The organism is Streptomyces sp. NPDC005728, from assembly GCF_040630895.1.
Taxonomy (GTDB): Bacteria; Actinomycetota; Actinomycetes; order Streptomycetales; family Streptomycetaceae; genus Streptomyces.
Map to the genome: position 1 here is coordinate 15,924 of NZ_JBEXYL010000035.1, position 18,356 is coordinate 34,279.

Genomic DNA, 18,356 nt, shown 5'->3' on the forward strand with positions numbered 1-18,356 from the left:
GCAGTGACCGGCGGAGGGGCTGTGGTCAGTCCTGGGGCTGGGGGGCGGGGACGGGGCTGTTGTTCAAGGAGGCCGGTGCCAGAGCGCGGGCACCTTTCCAGTACTGCTCGAACTGGTTCCGGCGGCAACGGCGCATCTCCCGTGCCAGCGGCCCGCCGTCCCGGTGCCAGCGCAGGAGGGGCGATGCGTGGCCGGTGATGTCCAGCAGATCGTCGGTGCCCCCGCCCGGGGTGTACTCGTCGGGCCTCTGCTCGAACTTGTCGTACTGCGCTTCGATCACCTGATCCTCGTTGATGAGGTACAGCTTCAGCGTCGGCGCCATGTGCATCACCTTGAATTCGACCGTCAGCGTCCCGAGGCGGTGATGGCGCATCCGGCGTTCCATCCCCTTCAGCTCCGCCTGGTACTCGGAGATCTTGCGCCTCAGGTGAGCCCGGAACCCGGCCGCGTCGTACAACGTGCCGTCGGCCCGCACCAGTCCGGGCAGATCGATGGACTTGCTGAAATCGGGGACGAGAACCCGGATGTGAATCCGGCGCTCGTCGTTGGGGGGCAGTTCTCCCAGGTACTGCTTCAGACCGACGAAGTTCTCGCCCGTGAAGGACAGGGTGGCCAGCTCGACGCGGTCCCCGCTCCGCAGCGCACTGCGCAGTTCGTCCTTGATCTTCTCCGGATCGATCCTGATGTCGGCCCCCGACTGCTGGGCTTCCAGGGAGGCCAGGGAACGCAGCAGGCTCTCCGTGATCTCCCGCTGGCCCTCCTGCGCCGAGTTCAGCCGCTGCACCTCGCTGTACAGCACATAGCCCACCAGGCTCAGCAGCGCCCCGCCGATGTACGCCTTGCCCTCCAGGGCGTCGCCCAGGGGCTTGACGAACTGCGCGATCAGGCCGACGGCGAAGACGGCCAGCAGCAGAACCCTTGTCAGGACGCCCTCGGCCCGCTCCCAGCGGGCCGCCAGCCTGCTTCTCAGCGTGGTGTCCGCCACCAAATCCCCCTTTTGGCAAGCGCCTTGGCGCGGTCACCTCATGGTGCCCGGTGGCGGTCCGGTCAGGAAGGGGAGAAACCGTCCACACCCGGCCCGGCGTGCCGCGTCCGAGCCGGCCGCCAGCCGCTGTGCCGCGCCAGCGCCAGCACCGGGGAGTACGCGGACACGATGCACTTCGCCCCGGCGTCGCGCAGCAGCAGCCGCTTCTCGGCGTTGCGGCCGTAGCCGATGAAGCGGACCCCGGCCTGCTCGGCGGCGGCGAAGTCGGCCGGCGTGTCCCCGATCATGACGGCGTCGTCCGGGGGCAGCCGCAGACCCCGCAGGGCACGGTGGAGGACATCGGGATGAGGCTTCATCAGGCCGGGATCGGCGCTGCGCCCGTGGATGGCCTCGAAGTAACGCCGCAGACCGTGGTCCCGCAGGTACCGGTCCGCCGCGCAGGCCGCGTTGTTCGTGACGACGACCAGCCGGGACCCGCGTCCGTGCAGCCACTCGACCAGCTGGTCGGCGCCGGGGGTGGGCAGCGCGGACAGGACGGCGGCCAGCTCGCCCTCGGTGAGCTTCGCGTCCATGCGCTCCACCAGATCGCCGAGGTCCCGCTCCTTACCGGCGCGGTCGGCCGCCCGCAGCACCAGGTACGGGTCCTTGCCGGTCCGCTCCGCCTCGGTCAGGAAGTCCAGGGCGGCCCCCTCGGCCGGGGTCTTCCGCAGGTCGACGGCCACGGCCATGGACGCACCGTGGGGGTACAGCCGGCAGACGGGACCGTCGAAGTCGAACAGGACGCAGCCCGCGTCCGTCAGCAGCTCAAAGGCGTCCTCGACGTCTTCCTGCGCACCGCCCATGCCGTTCCATCCGCTCCTCAGCTCGCCCCGCACTCCGTACGCCCCGGTCGGCGTGCGGGTCCGGCCGCGGGAACCCCGACCAGCCTCAACGGCCCACAGGGCGTCGGCAAGGCCCGACACACGGCGTCCGGCCGAAGGAGTGAGAGGGCCTCGGCCGGGCTACGGGAGGTCCGGCCGTCACGGCACACACCAACCCCTCCTTGGGTAAAGAGTAGTTGGGCCGGGCCGACGTGCCCGGTGACCTCACGCCCGCAACAACGCCAGCAACGGCTCCAGGGACCCCACCACACACCCGGCTCCGGCCTCGCCCAGACGCTTCCTCTTCTGCTCGTCGCGCGCGTAGCCGAGGAAGGGCACACCGGCCCGCCGGGCCGCGGCGAGGTCCGAGGGTGCGTCGCCGATCATCAGAGCGGCGGACGGCGCGGTACCGGTCGCGTTCAGCGCGCGGTCGAGGCAGTGCGGGTCGGGCTTGAGGCGGTGCAGGTCGGCCGTGCGGCCGTAGACGTGGGGGGCGAAGCAGGAGGTGAGGCCGCGGCCGTCGAGGTAGGCCCGGATCACCCGGGGGGAGTTGTCGGCGGTGACGGCCAGGCGCGAGCCGACGGCCGTCCAGGTGCGGATCAGGGGGTCGGCGAAGGCGGTCGGCAGGGCAGAGGCGGCGGCCCGCAGCTCCTGCTGGGTGAGCCGTTCCTCCAGTTCGGCGACGAGGTCGCTGCCCGGGTGGCGGCGGTCCACGGCACGCAGCACGACCTGCGGGTCCAGCGCGCCCCGCTCGGTTTCGGTGAGCAGCTCGCGCATGCCCTGCAGTTCGAGCCACTCCACCAGCTCCGCTGCCACCCGTTCCGCCTTGTGCCCGGCGAACAGGCGGCAGATCGGCCCGTCGAAGTCCCACAGGACGACCTGGGCACGTGTGATCAGTTCCTGTAGCTTCTCGGTCTCGTTCGCGTCAGACGTCGCACCAGAAGTCGCATCAGAAGTCACTAGGAGAGTGTCAGGTCCGTGGTGATGGTTTCCCAGAGGGCGTCGAACCACTTCTGCGACTGCTCCACGAACGCGGCGTCCCGCTGACCGGCCCGCTTCTCGAAGGAGAACAGCAGGGACGCGGAGCCCAGCGTGTCGTACATCTCCAGCGTTCCGCTGTCCGTCGGCTCCTCGCGACGCGCGATCATGTAGTACGCGAACAGCGCCTCCGTGCCGTTGAGCAGGTACAGCTTCGCCGGCGGGGTGAACGGCAGGGCCCGGAAGTGGACCTGTACGTCGATGTCGTGGGTGGAGCGCAGGGCCTGAAGGTTGTACTGCAGGACCTGGCCCTGGGCGTTGCGCATCGCCAGCCAGCGCTGGTGCACGGCGTCGTCGTCGCCGTGGACGTCGACCGGGACCGGGAAGGCCAGGTTGATGTCCCGGGACGGCAGCAGGATGCGCACGTCGACCCGCTCGGGGCGGATGCGACCCTCGTGGATCATGCGGAGCGGCTCGCCGAGGGCGGGGATGAGGCTCTCCGCGGTGAGACAGGCCGCGTCGACGCGCACGTGCGGCGCGGAGAACGCCTCGGTCAGCCGGGGAGCCAGGGCCACCATCGTCGGCTGGGGTTCGTCATGGGCGGGGGCGGGCTCGGCGATGCGCGGCGGGCTGCCCTTGGTGACGTTGCCGAGGAGGCCGTCCTGCTGAAGGGCCAGCAGGGCCTGGCGCACGGTAGCGCGCTCCACGCCGAACTCCTCGGCCAGCTCGGCCTGGGTGGGGAGGCGCTCTCCGGCCCTGAGCTGTCCGGTCCGGATCCGTTCGCGCAGGGTGTCGGCGATCTCCGTGGGCAGGACTCGCCTGCTGCCGTTCACGTCCATGTGCTCCTCCGTGGGCGGGACCTCAGGACGACAGGATCAGTTCGGAACTGATCGTCTCCCACAACGCGTTGAACCACAGGTGGGACTGCTCGACGTACGTGGTGTCGCGCAGGTCCGCGCCCTGCTCGAAGGCGAACAGCATCGACCGCGTGCCGTCGGCGTCGTACATCTGCAGGTGCTCGTGGTCGATCTCCCGCTCGCGGCGGGAGAGCGTGTAGTACGCAAACAGCGCCTCGGCCCCGTTGAGCAGGTAGAGCTTGACCGGCGGGGTGAACGGAAGGGCCCGGAAGTGGACCTGCACGTCGATGCCGTGCGTGGAGCGCAGGGCCTGGAGGTTGTGCCGCAGCACCTGGCCCTGGGCGTTGCGCTGGGCCAGCCAGCGCCGGTGCAGCAGACCGCCGTCGGAGGCGTCCACCGGCACCGGGAAGGCGAGGTCGATGTCCCGGCTGGGCAGTAGCACCCGGACGTCGACCCTGGCCGGTCTCAGCCGCCCGGCGTGGATCTGCCGGAGGGGCTCGGCGATCGCGAGGTTCAGCGAGACCGAGGTCAGGCAGAGGGCGTCGATCTCGACGTGCGGGGCGGCGAAGGCCGCCGCGATGCGGGGTGCGAGGCCCACCATGGTGGGCTGCGGCGGCGCCATGGAGCCGGCCGCCGGACCGGCGTGCTCCTCGGGTGCGGCCACCGTGGCGGGGCTGCCCTTGGACACGTTGGTGAGCAGATGCTCGGACTGCAGTATGCGCAGGGCCTCGCGTACGGCACCGCGCTCCACGCCGAACTCGTCGGCGAGCGTGGCCTGGGTGGGCATGCGCTGCCCCGGTCGCAGCACGCCCGACCTGATCCGGGCGCGCAGTGCGTCGGCCACCTCGCGGTGTGACGTGCGTGACCGCTGTGGCCTCTTCCGCTCACTGGCGGAGGCGTGTTCCGGGTCCACGGAGGAACGCTACAACTTTGCGCCAACTTAAGGCAGTTGTTCGGTAGGTGGTTATGAGTCACTTACCAGTCGGGGCACCCCCGGCTAAGTTGGCAGCCAACTAAACCCTTAGTGGTCCAGTTATTCGCAGTTGGCCGGACTCATCTCCGGAGGGGAGCCTGCAGTCCGGCCGGAAGGAGCCCTCAGAAGATGTCCGGGCACCAAGGACGCCTGGACCCACGCAACAGGGCGTCGGCCTTCCGGGCGGCGCCCTCCCGCTCTTCCTGCACCCGGCCGAGCGCGGCCAGGCGCACCGCGGACTCGTCACCGAGCCACAGCGACGCCAGCCCGGCCACGTCGAGGACGAGGTCGGCGCCCCGGGTGGTGGGGGTGCAGGACGCACCGTCGGGGGACGCGTCCAGCAGATACCGCCCGTCGGCGAGACCGGCTCCGTCCACGACCTCCAGCACCACCGCCCCCGTCCCCTCGTACGTCCGCATCTCCAGCGCCCGTACGACGTCCAGGATCCGCACCCACAGCCAGTCCGCATGCTCGGTGACCCGGGCCGCGCGCGGGTCGGGCAGGAAGAACGGCAGCAGGTCGTCCGGGCTGCGCCAGCCGCTCTTGACCTTCGTGATCCAGTCGATCGAGCACAGGTAACGCCACAGGGCGCCCTCGGCCGCCGGGGTCGCACCGATCAGCCAGTTGACGTCGGCGGTGTTGTGCGGCTGTTTGCCGTGCCAGGTGTCGTCCGACTCGTAGGACACCAGTCCCTCGACCTCGCCGGAGGCGGAGCGGTACACGGCGTAGAACGGCTCGGTCCAGTTGCTGCCGAAGCGAACGGCACCGGTGTTCAGCTGCCACCACAGCTCGTCCCGGCTGACCACGCCGGGCCGGGTACGGCGCACCCGCTCGTGCAGTTCGGGTCCGAGCTTGCGGACGTCCTCGCCGTCCACCAGGTCGATCCGGCCGCCGTCCTCCGGGCCCGACCAGCGGGGGTCGAGGCCGGCCCGGGGGACCTCGACGGTCCACTCGGTCGTCCAGGTCGCGGGTCCGAAGCCGTAGCGGCCGTAGATCGGGTACTCGGCGGCGATCAGGGTGGCGACGACGTCGCCGCGCTCCTTCGCCGCCGACAAGTCCCGGTTCATCATGCGGGTCAGCAGGCCGCGGCGGCGGTGGGTGGGGGTGACGGTGACGTTGGAGATCGCGTCCGCGGGTATGGGGGTGCCGCCCACCGCGGTGACCTCCTGGGCGAAGGAGCGGAAGGTCGCCACGCAGCGGCCGCCGTCGAAGGCGCCGAGCAGGCGGCCCTCGACGAACTGTCTGCGGCGGGCGTCGAGCTGCTCGGCGGTCAGCACCGGCTCATGCAGGAACCCTGTCTTCAGGGCGCGCTGCCAGTCCTCGAACTCGGCCTCGGTGACCGTGCGGACGTCGATGGTCATGAGTTCACCGTAGGCGCGCGGCCCGGGCGGTGTCGTCCGGATTTCCTCGCGGCCGCCCGCCCCGTCAGGTGAGCAGGTCGTCCACCTGGGCCTCACCCACCCGGTAGCGGCGCGCGATCTCCCCGCTGCAGTCGTCGGTGGTGCGCTGCAGGCGCTGGCGGCGCCGGGAGACCTCCTGCTCGTAGCGGACCAGGCGGCCCATGGCGGTGGTCAGTTCCAGGTCGGTACGGGCCTCGAGGTCCGACAGCTCGACCTCGGCGAGCATCTCCGCGGCCAGCCGCCGGTACTCCTCGTTGTGCGGGGTGCCGAGCGTGACGTGGCGGGCCGAGGAGCGCTGCCGGGCCGGGGCGTCGGTGAGGATCTCCGGGAGCCGCTCCACCACGGAGGCGTCCGCGGGCGCCGGCACGGACGCCCGGCCGCGCCGGGCCAGTTCCGCGCGCAGGATGTCGATCCGGCCCTGCAGCAGCCGCCGCACATAGCTGAGGTCCGCCTCGTCGCGCTGGGCGTCGCGGCGCAGGGTGCGCAGTTCGGGCAGACTCAGCCTGGCCAGGTCGTGCTCGGGCGGCTCCGCGGGCAGCGACGGGCCCGGCGGGCTGTCGTCGCGCTGCGCGGGCGGCCGGTACGTCTCCAGCCCCCCGGTACTCGGTGTGCTCATGTGCTTGTGACCGTCCCCTCGACCGGCGTGTGGAAGCATCGTGCCACCCCAAGTGGCCGCTATGTGACCGAGTGCCCCCGAACGGCCCCAGATGGGGGCTTAAGGATCAATAATGGACCGCCCGTGACCAGGGCCGGGGCACCCGGCATGATGGTCCGCATGCGTGCGGTGGTGCAGAGGGTGGACGGCGCGAGCGTCGTCGTGGACGGCGAGACGGTGGGCGCGATCGAGGGCGAGGGCCTGTGCGTCCTGGTCGGCGTGACCCATGAGGACACCAAGGAGAAGGCGGCCCAGCTGGCCCGCAAACTCTGGTCGATCCGGATGCTGCAGGACGAGAGGTCGTGCAGCGACATCGACGCCCCGCTGCTCGTCATCAGCCAGTTCACCCTCTACGGCGACGCCCGTAAGGGGCGCCGTCCCACCTGGAACGCGGCCGCCCCCGGCGATGTCGCCGAGCCGCTGGTCGACGAGGTGGTCGCCCAGTTGCGCGCCCTGGGCGCGACGGTGGCGACGGGCCGGTTCGGGGCGCAGATGCGCGTCTCCTTGACGAACGACGGGCCCTTCACCGTGCTGCTGGAGATCTAGGGCCTGTCCGGCGTCGGCCGCTCAGGCGGAGTCGAGGCAGTGCGAGGCCTGCCGGATGGGGGCGACCAGACGGGACAGCTCGACCAGGGCGGCATCCGTCCTGCCCCCGCCGTCGAACACCACCTGCGTGGCCGGGGTACGGCCGTAGGTGACGATGACCTTGCGCGTGTGAGTGGACTGCTTCGTGTCGATCACCCAGTCCACCCCGTCGACCGCGAAGCACGGGTCGTGGGTCAGCCCCGGCGGCGTCACCCCGCACCGCAGCACGATGGCCCGGTCACCCCACACGGCCACACCGGAAGCGTCGCTGTCCCAGCGCGAGAGACCACCCAGCGAGTCGGGCGCGGCATCGGTGATGCGGCGGCACTGCGGGGCATCGGAGTTCTTCGCGGCCGGCACGCCGGGGTCACGGTGCTGGAAGGCGTAGGCGGTGACGGCGGCGGCCGAGGCCAGGACGCACACCCCGACGCCGATGACGAGCCGGGTCCGGCGGCTGGAAGGCACGGTGACGGTCTTCTTTCCCATACGACGCAGGCGAGTTGACCAGTACGTTAGGCCACTCGTTCGGAGGGGTTCCACTCGGGCCCGGCCGGCTTCGCCCTCGCAGGCCCCCGGCCGAGCCACCCAACTCCCGGCTCCGGCAGGCCCGGAGGACAATGATCGTCGAAGGACGTCGGCCGATGGCCCGTCATCGCACATGGGGGGGAACGTGACATGACCGTCACCTGGCGCGGGGCTGTCACCTACGCACGCCGGTACGCGGCGGCAGCGGGGGCGCTGACGGCCTGCGCCGTGCTCGCGGGCTGCACAGGCACCGCCGGCTACGAGGACACCAGCCCCTCCGATGCGCTCACCACCACCCTGAGCGAAGGCGAGCGCCCCACGGCGCCGGACCTGGCCGGGACCACACTGGACGGCCGCACGGTCCGTCTGTCCGACTACCGGGGCAAGGTCGTGGTGATCAACGCGTGGGCCTCCTGGTGCGGCCCGTGCCGCGCCGAGGCCCCCGCGCTGAGCAGGATCCAGCAGACGTGGGCCGACCGCGGGGTGCAGGTCCTGGGCCTGAACAACGACGCCACGAGCGGCAACGGGCGTGCGTTCCAGAAGGAGTTCCGGCTCGGCTACCCGTCCCTCATGGACCCGCGCGGACGGCAAGCCCTGCGTCTCCCCCGCGGCCTGGTGAACGCGCAGTCCCTGCCGTTCACGATCGTCGTCGATCCGGCGGGGAAGATCGCCGCATCCCAGATGGGAGAGGTGACGGAGGCCGACATCGGGAAGGCCGTCGCCTCCCTGCTCCCTTCGCGCGCCCCGGCGCACAGTCCGGCACCGCGAACTCCCTGAACCCGCCCTAGGGCTCCACGACCGTCTCCTGGGCGGCCGCCGTCTCCCCCGCGACCAGACGGGCGTCGGTCGGTACGTTGCGCTTGACCAGGGCGAGAGCGATCGGGCCCAGTTCGTGGTGGCGTACGGACGTCGTCACGAAGCCGATCTTGCGGCCGTCGGGGCCCTCGTCGGCGAGACGGATCTCGGTGCCGTGCACCGGCAGGTGGACCTCGCTGCCGTCCAGGTGCAGGAAGACCAGCCGACGGGGCGGCTTGCCCAGGTTCTGCACGCGGGCCACCGTCTCCTGGCCGCGGTAGCAGCCCTTCTGGAGGTGGACCGCGGTGCCGATCCAGCCCAGCTCGTGCGGGATCGTGCGGTGGTCGGTCTCGAAGCCGAGGCGGGGGCGGTGGTGCTCGACGCGCAGCGCCTCGTGGGCGAGCAGACCGGCCGCGGGGCCGGACCTGTCGGCGAAGGACTCCAGGTCGGCGCGGGGCAGGAAGAGGTCACGGCCGTACGCCGTCTCGCGTACGACGACTCCCTCGGGCACCTCGGTGATCGAGCCGGCGGGCAGGCTGACGACGGCGAAGTCCGCCGTGCGGTCGGCGACCTCGACCCGGTAGAAGAACTTCATCGACTCCAGGTAGGCGATCAGCGCCTCCTGGGTGCCGGGCTCCACATGGGCCCAGACCGTCGTGCCGTCGTCCACCAGGTACAGGGCGTGCTCGATGTGCCCGTGCGCGGACAGGATCAGCGCCTCGGTGGCCTCGCCCGCGGGCAGGTCGCTGACGTGCTGGGTGAGCAGCAGATGCAGCCAGGCGAGGCGGTCCTCGCCGGAGACGGCGATCACCCCGCGGTGGGAGAGATCGACGAATCCGGTGCCGTCCGCGAGGGCGCGCTGTTCGCGGAACAGGTCGCCGTAGTGGGCGGCGACGCCTTCGTCCACGCCCTCGGCGGGGACGGCGCCGGGCAGGGACAGCAGGGGGCTCTTCATACGGGCAAGCCTACGACGTGGTAGTTGAACTCTTCAGAGAGCAGTCCTTGCAGCGGCCGAAGATCGCGAAGTGCTTCATGTCGGTGTCGAAACCGAACTGCTCGCGCAGCTTGGCCGTGAAGTCTGAGGCCACTGCCACGTCCGCCTCGATGACGTTCTCGCAGTCGCGGCACACCAGGTGCAGATGATGGTGGCGGTCGGCGAGGTGGTAGGTGGGCGCACCGTGGCCGAGGTGGGCGTGGCTGACCAGGCCCAGTTCCTCCAGCAGCTCCAGCGTGCGGTAGACGGTGGAAATGTTGACCCCCGACGCCGTCTTCCTCACCTCGCTGAGGATGTCGTCGGGGGTCGCGTGCTCCAGGGTGTCCACGGCTTCGAGCACAAGTTGCCGCTGCGGCGTCAGCCGGTAGCCGCGCTGCCTGAGGTCGCTCTTCCAGTCGGTGCTCACCACACCGACGAGTGTAGGACTACTTGAAGAAGGCGATGCCGTCGTCCGGCATGTCGTCCGGGAGAGCCTTGGCCCAGCGCTCGACGTCCTCCGGGGTGACGACCTTCTTCAGGTGGGCCGACATGTAGGGGCGCAGCTCGACCTCGGGGGTCTGCTTCTCGCCGACCCACATCAGGTCGCTCTTGACGTAGCCGTACAGACGCTTGCCGCCGCTGTAGGGGGCGGAGACGGCCGTCCGGGCCACGGCGTCCGTGACCAGGTCGATCTGCGGCTTCTTGTCGGCCATGTCGCCGTACCAGATCTCGATGACACCGTCGTCGCGGGTCATCGTGACCTCGACCTTGCGGTTCGCGTCGATCCGCCAGAAGCCGTACTCCGAATCCAGCGGGCGGACCTTGTTCCCGTCGTTGTCCAGCACCCAGGTGTGGGAGCGGTACTCCAGGAAGTCCCGGCCGTCGTGGGTGAAGGTGACCTCCTGGCCGAAGTTGCACTTCTCCGAGCCGGGAAAGTCGTGGACGCCGGCACCGGCCCAGTTGCCGAGCAGGAAGGCGAGGGGGACCAGGTCCTTGTGGAGGTCGGACGGGATCTCGATCATGAGCAGAAGTTCCTAGAGGTGGTCAGCGCTGGCCCTGGTACAGCTTCTTCACGGTCAGTCCGGCGAAGGCGAGGACGCCGACGCAGACCAGGACCAGCAGGGTTTCGAAGAAGATCTCCACGGGTGCTCCTTGAGCGAGGGTGGGCATACGACAGAGCCGGGGCCCAGCTTACGCGGCCTGGGCCCGGCGCTCCTGGCCAGGTACACCTCAGCCGAGCAGCTGGCTCTGCAGGACGACCGTCTGCTGGAAGGGGACGGCGGGGGCTGTGCCCTTGCGGGACTGCAGGATCACCGCGAAGACGTCCGCCGCGGCGACGTAGGCCTGCCGGACCTGCTCGGCACCGTACGGCTTCGCCTCGGCGTAGGCGGTGCGCTCGACCTGCGAGACGGCTGCCGCCTCGGGAAAGCCCTCGTCGTAGACGGTCTCGCCGGAGCCGCGCACCTGGTAGGCCGGGGTGCTGTAGGCGACGTTGTCGCTCGCGAACTGGTTCTCCACGACGTTCGCCGTACCGAACTGAAGCAGGTAGATACGGGTCCGGGTGCCGTCCGGGGCGGTCCAGCCACGGGCCGCGATGTGCCGCAGACCGGTGTCGACGAGCTTCTGCCGCAGCTCGTCGCGGTCCTCCTTGAGGGAGTACTCCGCCAGGTAGTCCTCCGTCGCCAGCCAGCCGTCCGTGCCGCGCAGCGCCTTGTCCTCCTTGGCGCCCGCGGGCGCGGGCAGGACCAGGGCGCGCAGGTCGGCGTAGTGGACGCCGGCCCGGTTCGCGTCGGCGAAGGGTGCGGGGCTGCCGGAGGGCAGGGGCGGCCTGGTCAGCTCCGGGTAGGCCCAGCGGCCGTCCGACGCGGTGGCCAGCCCGGGGACGTCCGCCCGGTCCATCCGGGTGATCCCGTACGCCGTTCCCGCCCCGGCCACCGCGAAGACCGTGACGGCCGCGGTCCAGCGCAGCAGCGCCCGCAGGACGCGGCGGTCCTTGCCGGGGGCGGGCGGCGGGGCCGTGGGAAGGTCGGGTGCCGCGATCTGCGCGGCGGTCTCGGTCGTCGTCTGCTGCTCGCTCATACGGCCTCTCCCGGCTCGGCGATGCGGTCGAGTTGGGTACGCAGGAGCTTCGCGACCCCGTCGGCGTCGAGCGATTTCGGGCCGTCCGCGGTCGTGGTGACCAGGATGTCGCCGACGTACCCGGAGCAGAGCATCATGACGAGATCCTCGTCGGCGCCCTGGGGCGAGCGGAAACACTTGGCGTTCTTGTGGCCCTTGATCTTCGGGCCCTCACGCAGACCGCCCAGGGCGTCGAGGAACGTGTTCTGGAACGTCGAGATGGAGCGGACCGCGGCCCTGTCCTCCATCTGGGTCAGCGTGACGCTCACGGAATAGATGCCCTCGGCCCGAGAGCCGTCTGATTCCTGGCTGAAATAGCTGCGCATCGCCATGCCTTTGATGTGCTGCCGGTCGATCTGCTGCTCCAGTCGCTTGCGCAGGGACCGAGGCAGGCCGCTCACCGACTCCTTCCGCAGGGCCGTGGCCCGGGCGCCGCTGAGCTGCGCCTCGGAGCCGAACTGCCCGATGTCGGGTCCGCGGACCAAGGCGCCGGTCCCGTACGGCACGAGCATGCCCTCGAGCCCCTTCCGCGTCGTCGTCTTGTCCTTGTCGGCCGTCACCTTCGGGAACTTCCAGACGGGAGCGCCCGCGTCGCGGTCGGCGCCGTCCACGGTCACGACCGTGTAGCCCACGCCGGCGAGGAGGGCCCCGGCCAGCAGCACGGAACCGGCGAGGGCGGCGATACGGCCCCGGCGGCGGGGCTTCGGCGCGGTCGGCTCGGGAGGCCCGATCTGTGTCTCGGTCACAGCCGCTCCATCTGCCGCTCGGCCAGGTCCATGATCGTCTTCTTGGTGATCGGCTTGCTGTCGTAGACCCAGATCTCCATCGCGATGTCCCCGCGCCAGGCGTGCGCCTCGGCGGAGTACAGCGGCTCGTATCCGGGGTCGCCGAGCGGCCGGGTGTGGACGTACGCCCTGCCGTCACCGGTTCCGGGGATGCTCCAGCTGTCGGTCGCGGACTCCTTCTCCGCCCAGTCGTGGAGGTTACGGCTGCCGTCGACCGCCGCCATGGAGTCCTCCTGCCGGTACTGGACCAGCCGGATCTCCACCCGGTACGAGCCGCCGGCCTTCCAGCCGGTGACGGCCGCCCGGCGGAACTCGTCGGTCACGAGCCTGCCGAACTCTTCGGCCGGGCCGGTGTATTCCTCGGCGTACGCGGCCAGGTCCATCCAGCCGTCGCGAGGCACCCAGTTCACCTCACGCGCGCCGCCCGGCTTCCTCAGCAGCAGCTTGCGCAGGTCGCCGTCGGTCCTGATCCTGCGGTCCTGCGCAGCCGAGAGCGGCTCGACCTCACCCTCGGCCTGCTTGATCACCGGCTGGGAGAGCGACGGCAGTTTCGTGGGCTCGCGGTCGGCCTGCACGAGGTACCCGGCACAGGTGCCGGCGACCAGGCCCAGCAGGGCGGCGGCGCCGAGCAGCCACGTCGTACGGCCGCGTCGGCCGGGTCTCTCTTCTGGTGATTCCTCTGGTGCTTGCACCTCACAGCAGACCCATGGCATGCACATGGAGTTGTAGAGGAGCAGATCACGATTCGGACCAGGTCAGCGCTTGATCTCGTCCACGAAGGCCGCCCAGGCCGAGGCCGCGAAGATCAGGGGGCTGCGGGCGGTGTCCTTGCTGTCACGGACGGGGACGAGGGGGAGGTTGTCGGCGACTTCGACGCAGTCGCCGCCGTCCGTGTTGCTGTAGCTGCTCTTGCGCCAGGCGGCTGTGCGAAGGAGGTCGTCGGAGACCTCGATGCACTCACCGCCGTCCGAGTTGCTGTAGCTGCTCTTGCGCCACGTCAGGTTGTTCGGGTCGATGGCTCGCACGGCTCTTCCTCCAACATCCGCAGGATGAACTTCCGCGACTCGGCTGGCGACAGGGCCGCATCGCGCAGCGCATCATAAGTGCGCTGGAAACGCTCAACTCTGCTCGGTTCTGCGATCAGTTAACCGTGTACGTCGTTCTCGGCGTATGCCACGGTACGGGTGTCCAGCAACCGTAGGAACATCATGGTGGTGCTCGCCAGACCGTGAAAACTGGCGCTGAACGGCAATACCTGGAGGGTGATGTTCGGGCGCTCCGACATCTCCACCAGGTACTCCAACTGCTCCCGCCACTCGCCCCGGTTGGGCAACGGAGTCCACAGGACCGCCTCGGACAGAATGCTGCGGAACGTCGGGGCATCTCCTCCCTCCAGCAGTTCCCGCCGACCGGTGCGCGCTTCCACCTGCTGGTCCAGCTCGATTCCCTTGATCCCGCCCGCCATGAGCGCTTCACGTGCGTATGCATCGGTCTGAAGAAGCCCTGGCGGCCTGCTCACGCCGTAGTGCCAAAGACTCACCGCCTCCGACTCCAGAAGCATGTACCGCCGGTACCGCTCCTTGAACTGAGTCGGGTCCGCCGCCGCCAACTCCCACAGCGTCACCAGTAGCCCAGGCACCCCGTAGAACTGGTCCAGCGCCTGTACGACCTCCGGGCCGCCCAGCGTCCGCCCGCTCTCCATCTTGCTGAACTGGGACGCGTCCCAGCCCACCTCCTTCGCGAGATCCCGCAGGCTCAGGCCCCGTTCGGTCCTCAGGCGTCGTAACTCCTCGATGAATCGCCCCCTTGGCTCCTGACTCCGTCCCGTGATCACCAGTCGTTGCGGCATCCCGCTCCTGTTGAATTTGTTGAATTTGGCGGGCCCTGCGTTGAAGTTGGGCCGCTCAACAGCCCAAACGCCTTTTCCGTGCGCCATGCTCATAGCACCCGAACACGCAGCGTAGTTCTACGTTCGCGCTGCGCACAGGCGTTCACGGAAAGGAGCGAGCCCGATGACAACGAAGTCGGAGCCCCTCGAACCCGGATCCCTCCTCTACGACCCGGCGACGAGCAGGATCGGTGAGTACCAGGACAAGTCAGGCCCGTACGCGATGCTGCGCCCCGTCGGCGGTGGCCGGGAGTGGCAGGCCGACCCCGCCTCGCTGCGCCCGGTCACGCCCCGGGAGCGGCTGAGCGCCGAGGTGCGGGCGACGAACGCGCACACCCGCGCGGCCGGCGCGAGCGCACCGCCCGACCCGCAGGACGTCAGCCGCCCGCCCCGGCCGGTTCCCGGCTGCCCGGTGTGCACCGAGCTGGCGGAGCGGCGCGAGGCGGCACGCACCACGTACGACCGCAGCGCGGAGACCGATGCCAACGTGCTGCTGCGGCAGCACCAGCGGAGGGAGCACCGCGCATGACGAGCGACCGAGGTCTGCCCTACGAGGAGTGCAAGCGGCAGCAGGAACGGGCGCCGCAGCGGGACCGCGCACCGGAACCCCTCGACCCCGCCTACGTGCTCCCGCCGTTCCACCCCGGTACGCACCGCCACCGACGGGCCCGGCGCGTCGGCGGCGACACCGTGAGCGCCGTACTCACCGCCCTCAGCGTCACCGGACTCCTCGTGGCGATCGTCGTCGCGGCTACGCTTCCGGCATGGCGAAGAAGCTAGTGATCAAGGTGACCGCCGGGGCCGATGCCCCCGAGCGCTGCTCGCAGGCGTTCACGGTGGCGGCAGTGGCTGTGGCCAGCGGGGTCGAGGTGTCGCTGTGGCTGACCGGGGAGTCGTCCTGGTTCGCGCTGCCGGGGCGGGCCGCCGAGTTCGAGCTGCCGCACGCGGCTCCGCTGCCGGACCTGATCGACTCGATCCTCGCGGCCGGCCGCATCACCCTGTGCACGCAGTGCGCGGCCCGGCGGGAGATCACGGAGAAGGACGTGATCGAGGGCGTACGGATCGCGGGCGCGCAGGTCTTCGTGCAGGAGGCCCTGACGGACGAGACGCAGGCGCTCGTCTACTGAGACGCCAGGACCTCGGACGCCAGGACCTCGGACGCTAGGGCCTGGGACGCTTCTTGCCGTCCAGCTCGTCCCACCACTCGTCGGACTTGGGATCGCCGGACGGGTCGTCCCACCAGCGGTCCTCCGGTCCCCGCCGGTTCGCGATCATCGCGGCAACCGGCGGGATGATCATGGCCACCACGCACATGCCGACGGCCACCGGGATCGACCAGAGACGCACGACCGCCCACGCCAGGACGAAGAGCGTGAGGCACGTCCCCATCATGGCGAAGTACACGTGACGTCGCCGTGCGTACATGAGTCCAGGGTAGGCCTCCCGACGCCTGTCACAACTGATCCACAAACCCGCCCCGGCCCAGCCCCGCGGGGTTACCGTGGCGTAGCCGTACACCACCGCCGACCCGGGGGAACCACCACATGCGCGCCCTGCGAATAATCCTGATCATCGTCGTGGTCCTGGGCGGGCTCTTCGTGATCGCCGACCGTGTCGCGGTGCACTTCGCCGAGGGCGAGGCCGCGGACAAGCTCAAGACGACGGAGAACCTGGCGTCGACCCCGGACGTGAACATCAAGGGCTTCCCCTTCCTCACCCAGGTCGCGGGCGGCTCCCTGGACGACGTCGAGGTCGGCATCCAGGACTACGAGGCGGCCACCGGCACCGGCGGCAAGACCATCCGCATCGACGACCTCAAGGCAGACATGAAGGGCGTCGACTTCTCCGGCGACTACAGCTCCGCCACCGCGGCCACCGCCACCGGCACCGCGACGATCGCGTACGACGAGCTGCTGAAGACCGCCAAGTCCGAGCCGACCCCGGTCGCCCCGGGCGTCACAGCCCAGGTCGTCGGCCTGTCCGACGGCGGCAACGGCAAGATCAAGGTCGCGGTGGACGCCACGGTCCTCGGCACCAAGCTGCCCAACCCGGTCTACGTCCTCAGCACGGTCACCGTCGAGAACGACAAGGTCAAGGTGCACGCCGACTCGCTGCCCGCGCTCGGCGGCGCCGCCATCGCCGAGGGCCGCATCCGCCAGATCACCGACTTCCAGCAGGCCGTCGACCAGCTCCCCGGCGGCATCAAGCTGGACAAGGTGCAGGCCGCCGAGAACGGTGTGGAGATCAGCGTGAAGGGTTCGGACGTCAAGCTGGCGGGGTAGTACGACTGCCGGTGAAACCGCGCGTGTCCGAAAGTCGAGACACGCGCGTCCGCACCGCAGATGCATGGACCCACACGAGCGCCCGGAAGCCGTCCCGCGACGGCCCGGGCGCTCTGTCGTTCCGCCATTCGGACGATCGCGTCTCAAAATTCGACACACCGGTGACACGCCCGCCCGGACGTCCCTACGATCGGGGCCATGAAGCGACAGGCGGATCTCACGAAGCGGCGGGCAGTGGACCTGTGCCGCGTTGCCGCCATGCTCTGTCGCCCCTTCTGAGCCGAAGTCCGCGCACTTCCGCATCCCTCACCCGCCCTGTTCGAAGGGCACCCGTGCGTCGCTCGGTCCCGGGCACGCACCCCTCGCACTCGTACGCCCCGCCGTAACTGCCCCGGAGGAGAAAGAGCATGAGCCGCAGCGACGTCCTGGTCGACGCCGACTGGCTGCAGGACCACCTGGACGACTCGACGATCGCCATCGTCGAGGTCGACGAGGACACCAGCGCCTACGAGAAGAACCACATCAAGAACGCGATCCGCATCGACTGGACCAAGGACCTCCAGGACCCGGTCCGCCGTGACTTCATCGACCAGGACGGCTTCGAGAAGCTCCTGTCGAAGAAGGGCATCGCCAACGACACCCTGGTGATCCTCTACGGCGGCAACAACAACTGGTTCGCGTCGTACGCCTACTGGTACTTCAAGCTGTACGGCCACGAGAACGTCAAGCTTCTCGACGGTGGCCGCAAGAAGTGGGAGCTGGACGCCCGCGAGCTGGTCGACGGCTCCGACGTGCCCGAGCGCGCCTCGACCGACTACAAGGCCAAGGCGCAGGACACCTCCATCCGTGCCTTCCGTGACGACGTGGTCGCCTCGATCGGCGCGCAGAACCTGGTCGACGTCCGCTCGCCCGACGAGTTCTCCGGCAAGCTGCTCGCCCCGGCCCACCTGCCGCAGGAGCAGTCGCAGCGTCCGGGCCACGTCCCGACCGCCCGCAACATCCCGTGGTCGAAGAACGCCAACGACGACGGCACCTTCAAGTCGGACGACGACCTGAAGGAGCTGTACGCCGAGGAGAGCGTGGACCTCGCCAAGGACACGATCGCCTACTGCCGCATCGGTGAGCGCTCGGCCCTGACCTGGTTCGTGCTGCACGAGCTGCTCGGCGTCCAGAACGTCAAGAACTACGACGGCTCCTGGACCGAGTACGGCTCCCTCGTCGGCGTGCCGATCGAGCTCGGCGCCAACAAGTAACCCATCCCGACCGACCTTCTGGTCAGACCCCTCTGGAGACAGTCATGTGTGGAGCGAAGGCCGGCGGCCCGGACGCCTCGACGATCAAGCCCGGTGAGACCACGATCCAGGGTCAGGTGACCCGCGACGGCGAGCCGGTGACCGGCTACGTCCGTCTGCTGGACTCGACCGGCGAGTTCACCGCGGAGGTCCCCACCTCCGCCACGGGGCAGTTCCGCTTCTATGCGGCGGAGGGCACCTGGACCGTCCGCGCCCTCGTCCCCGGTGCGACGGCCGACCGTACGGTCGTCGCCCAGCATGGTGGGCTTGCGGAGGTCGCGATCGCGGTCTGAGTGGGTTCCCTGTGACGGCTGAAGGGCCGCATCCCCCTCCGGGTCGGACACCGGTGGAGGGGGATGCGGCCCTTCGGGCATGCGCCGTGGGGGTGTTTCGCCGTTCCTGACT

Annotated in this window: 25 protein-coding genes and 1 pseudogene; 9 read left to right on the forward strand and 17 right to left on the reverse strand. The window is 70.0% G+C overall.

The annotated features are described in order from the left end of the window. Positions 1 to 25: 25 nt before the first annotated feature. From ABZ471_RS23515 to ABZ471_RS23545, 7 genes are all read right to left on the reverse strand, one after another. Positions 26 to 985, reverse strand: a complete 960-nt coding sequence (locus tag ABZ471_RS23515; protein ID WP_359068754.1) for an ATP/GTP-binding protein — start codon at positions 983 to 985, stop codon at positions 26 to 28. Positions 986 to 1,047: 62 nt separating this feature from the next. Then, the gene (locus ABZ471_RS23520) at positions 1,048 to 1,827 is read right to left on the reverse strand and encodes an HAD family hydrolase (protein ID WP_359068755.1); all 780 of its coding nucleotides are present in this window, start codon (positions 1,825 to 1,827) and stop codon (positions 1,048 to 1,050) included. Between the two features lie 243 nt (positions 1,828 to 2,070). Then, positions 2,071 to 2,805, reverse strand: coding sequence for an HAD family hydrolase (locus ABZ471_RS23525; protein WP_359068756.1), 735 nt, complete (start codon positions 2,803 to 2,805; stop codon positions 2,071 to 2,073). Continuing rightward, a complete protein-coding gene (locus ABZ471_RS23530) occupies positions 2,805 to 3,656 on the reverse strand; it encodes a winged helix-turn-helix domain-containing protein (RefSeq protein WP_359068828.1) in 852 nt (283 codons plus the stop codon). Before ABZ471_RS23530 ends, ABZ471_RS23525 begins: the two co-directional genes overlap by 1 nt. Positions 3,657 to 3,684: 28 nt before the next feature. Then, positions 3,685 to 4,593: a GntR family transcriptional regulator gene (locus ABZ471_RS23535; RefSeq protein ID WP_359068757.1), complete on the reverse strand. Its 909-nt coding sequence runs from the start codon at positions 4,591 to 4,593 to the stop codon at positions 3,685 to 3,687. 182 nt (positions 4,594 to 4,775) lie between these two features. After that, complete coding sequence (locus tag ABZ471_RS23540; RefSeq protein ID WP_359068758.1) at positions 4,776 to 6,014, reverse strand: GNAT family N-acetyltransferase; 1,239 nt, start codon at positions 6,012 to 6,014, stop codon at positions 4,776 to 4,778. 64 nt (positions 6,015 to 6,078) lie between these two features. Next, complete coding sequence (locus ABZ471_RS23545) at positions 6,079 to 6,669, reverse strand: aerial mycelium formation protein (protein WP_359068759.1); 591 nt, start codon at positions 6,667 to 6,669, stop codon at positions 6,079 to 6,081. Between the two features lie 159 nt (positions 6,670 to 6,828). On the opposite strand from ABZ471_RS23545, the gene dtd reads away from it, so the two are divergent. Next, a complete protein-coding gene (gene dtd, locus ABZ471_RS23550; protein WP_094217403.1) occupies positions 6,829 to 7,254 on the forward strand; it encodes a D-aminoacyl-tRNA deacylase in 426 nt (141 codons plus the stop codon). A 21-nt stretch (positions 7,255 to 7,275) separates the two neighbouring features. On the opposite strand, the gene ABZ471_RS23555 is transcribed toward dtd, so the two are convergent. Beyond that, complete coding sequence (locus ABZ471_RS23555) at positions 7,276 to 7,779, reverse strand: DUF3515 family protein (RefSeq protein WP_359068760.1); 504 nt, start codon at positions 7,777 to 7,779, stop codon at positions 7,276 to 7,278. Between the two features lie 189 nt (positions 7,780 to 7,968). Between ABZ471_RS23555 and ABZ471_RS23560 the strand changes: the two genes are divergently transcribed. Next, entirely contained in the window at positions 7,969 to 8,595 is a 627-nt protein-coding gene (locus ABZ471_RS23560) for a TlpA disulfide reductase family protein (protein ID WP_359068761.1), read from the forward strand. A gap of 7 nt (positions 8,596 to 8,602) precedes the next feature. Here the strand turns inward: ABZ471_RS23560 and ABZ471_RS23565 are convergent, their stop codons facing one another. The 8 genes and pseudogenes from ABZ471_RS23565 to ABZ471_RS23600 all read right to left on the reverse strand — a co-directional run bounded on the left by ABZ471_RS23565 (position 8,603) and on the right by ABZ471_RS23600 (position 14,338). Then, positions 8,603 to 9,568 carry a folate-binding protein gene (locus tag ABZ471_RS23565; protein WP_359068762.1) on the reverse strand — a complete coding sequence of 322 codons (966 nt, stop codon included), beginning with the start codon at positions 9,566 to 9,568 and terminating at the stop codon, positions 8,603 to 8,605. A 10-nt stretch (positions 9,569 to 9,578) separates the two neighbouring features. Beyond that, on the reverse strand, positions 9,579 to 10,016 hold the full coding sequence (locus tag ABZ471_RS23570; RefSeq protein WP_359068763.1) for a Fur family transcriptional regulator: 438 nt from the start codon (positions 10,014 to 10,016) through the stop codon (positions 9,579 to 9,581). A 16-nt stretch (positions 10,017 to 10,032) separates the two neighbouring features. Next, on the reverse strand, positions 10,033 to 10,608 hold the full coding sequence (locus ABZ471_RS23575) for an FABP family protein (RefSeq protein ID WP_359068764.1): 576 nt from the start codon (positions 10,606 to 10,608) through the stop codon (positions 10,033 to 10,035). A 208-nt stretch (positions 10,609 to 10,816) separates the two neighbouring features. Beyond that, positions 10,817 to 11,665, reverse strand: a complete 849-nt coding sequence (locus ABZ471_RS23580) for a hypothetical protein (protein WP_359068765.1) — start codon at positions 11,663 to 11,665, stop codon at positions 10,817 to 10,819. Continuing rightward, entirely contained in the window at positions 11,662 to 12,450 is a 789-nt protein-coding gene (locus ABZ471_RS23585) for a hypothetical protein (RefSeq protein ID WP_359068766.1), read from the reverse strand. Before ABZ471_RS23585 ends, ABZ471_RS23580 begins: the two co-directional genes overlap by 4 nt. Further along, complete coding sequence (locus tag ABZ471_RS23590) at positions 12,447 to 13,181, reverse strand: hypothetical protein (protein WP_359068767.1); 735 nt, start codon at positions 13,179 to 13,181, stop codon at positions 12,447 to 12,449. The genes ABZ471_RS23585 and ABZ471_RS23590 overlap by 4 nt, the downstream gene beginning before the upstream one ends. A 63-nt stretch (positions 13,182 to 13,244) precedes the next feature. Continuing rightward, complete coding sequence (locus tag ABZ471_RS23595) at positions 13,245 to 13,514, reverse strand: DUF397 domain-containing protein (RefSeq protein ID WP_359068768.1); 270 nt, start codon at positions 13,512 to 13,514, stop codon at positions 13,245 to 13,247. Next, positions 13,487 to 14,338 (reverse strand): annotated as a pseudogene (locus ABZ471_RS23600) (helix-turn-helix transcriptional regulator). Before ABZ471_RS23600 ends, ABZ471_RS23595 begins: the two are co-directional and overlap by 28 nt. Before the next feature lie 163 nt (positions 14,339 to 14,501). On the opposite strand from ABZ471_RS23600, the gene ABZ471_RS23605 reads away from it, so the two are divergent. Genes ABZ471_RS23605 through ABZ471_RS23615 form a run of 3 tightly spaced genes read left to right on the forward strand, consistent with a single transcriptional unit; the run spans position 14,502 to position 15,504 of the window. Beyond that, positions 14,502 to 14,906 (forward strand): hypothetical protein, encoded by a 405-nt coding sequence (locus tag ABZ471_RS23605; protein WP_359068769.1) that lies wholly within the window; start codon positions 14,502 to 14,504, stop codon positions 14,904 to 14,906. Further along, positions 14,903 to 15,157: a hypothetical protein gene (locus ABZ471_RS23610; RefSeq protein ID WP_359068770.1), complete on the forward strand. Its 255-nt coding sequence runs from the start codon at positions 14,903 to 14,905 to the stop codon at positions 15,155 to 15,157. The genes ABZ471_RS23605 and ABZ471_RS23610 overlap by 4 nt, the downstream gene beginning before the upstream one ends. Further along, positions 15,142 to 15,504, forward strand: a complete 363-nt coding sequence (locus tag ABZ471_RS23615) for a DsrE family protein (protein ID WP_359068771.1) — start codon at positions 15,142 to 15,144, stop codon at positions 15,502 to 15,504. The genes ABZ471_RS23610 and ABZ471_RS23615 overlap by 16 nt, the downstream gene beginning before the upstream one ends. Positions 15,505 to 15,538: 34 nt before the next feature. Here ABZ471_RS23615 and ABZ471_RS23620 read toward each other — a convergent pair whose 3' ends face one another. Then, the gene (locus tag ABZ471_RS23620; RefSeq protein ID WP_359068772.1) at positions 15,539 to 15,802 is read right to left on the reverse strand and encodes a DUF3099 domain-containing protein; all 264 of its coding nucleotides are present in this window, start codon (positions 15,800 to 15,802) and stop codon (positions 15,539 to 15,541) included. A gap of 119 nt (positions 15,803 to 15,921) precedes the next feature. Here ABZ471_RS23620 and ABZ471_RS23625 point away from each other — a divergent pair, with 119 nt between their 5' ends. From ABZ471_RS23625 to ABZ471_RS23640, 4 genes are all read left to right on the forward strand, one after another. After that, the gene (locus ABZ471_RS23625) at positions 15,922 to 16,659 is read left to right on the forward strand and encodes a DUF2993 domain-containing protein (RefSeq protein WP_359068773.1); all 738 of its coding nucleotides are present in this window, start codon (positions 15,922 to 15,924) and stop codon (positions 16,657 to 16,659) included. A gap of 198 nt (positions 16,660 to 16,857) precedes the next feature. Next, a complete protein-coding gene (locus ABZ471_RS23630; protein WP_350751515.1) occupies positions 16,858 to 16,938 on the forward strand; it encodes an Ms5788A family Cys-rich leader peptide in 81 nt (26 codons plus the stop codon). A gap of 128 nt (positions 16,939 to 17,066) precedes the next feature. Then, complete coding sequence (locus tag ABZ471_RS23635; protein ID WP_359068774.1) at positions 17,067 to 17,912, forward strand: sulfurtransferase; 846 nt, start codon at positions 17,067 to 17,069, stop codon at positions 17,910 to 17,912. A 44-nt stretch (positions 17,913 to 17,956) separates the two neighbouring features. Then, complete coding sequence (locus ABZ471_RS23640; RefSeq protein WP_359068775.1) at positions 17,957 to 18,244, forward strand: DUF1416 domain-containing protein; 288 nt, start codon at positions 17,957 to 17,959, stop codon at positions 18,242 to 18,244. Positions 18,245 to 18,356 lie beyond the last annotated feature (112 nt).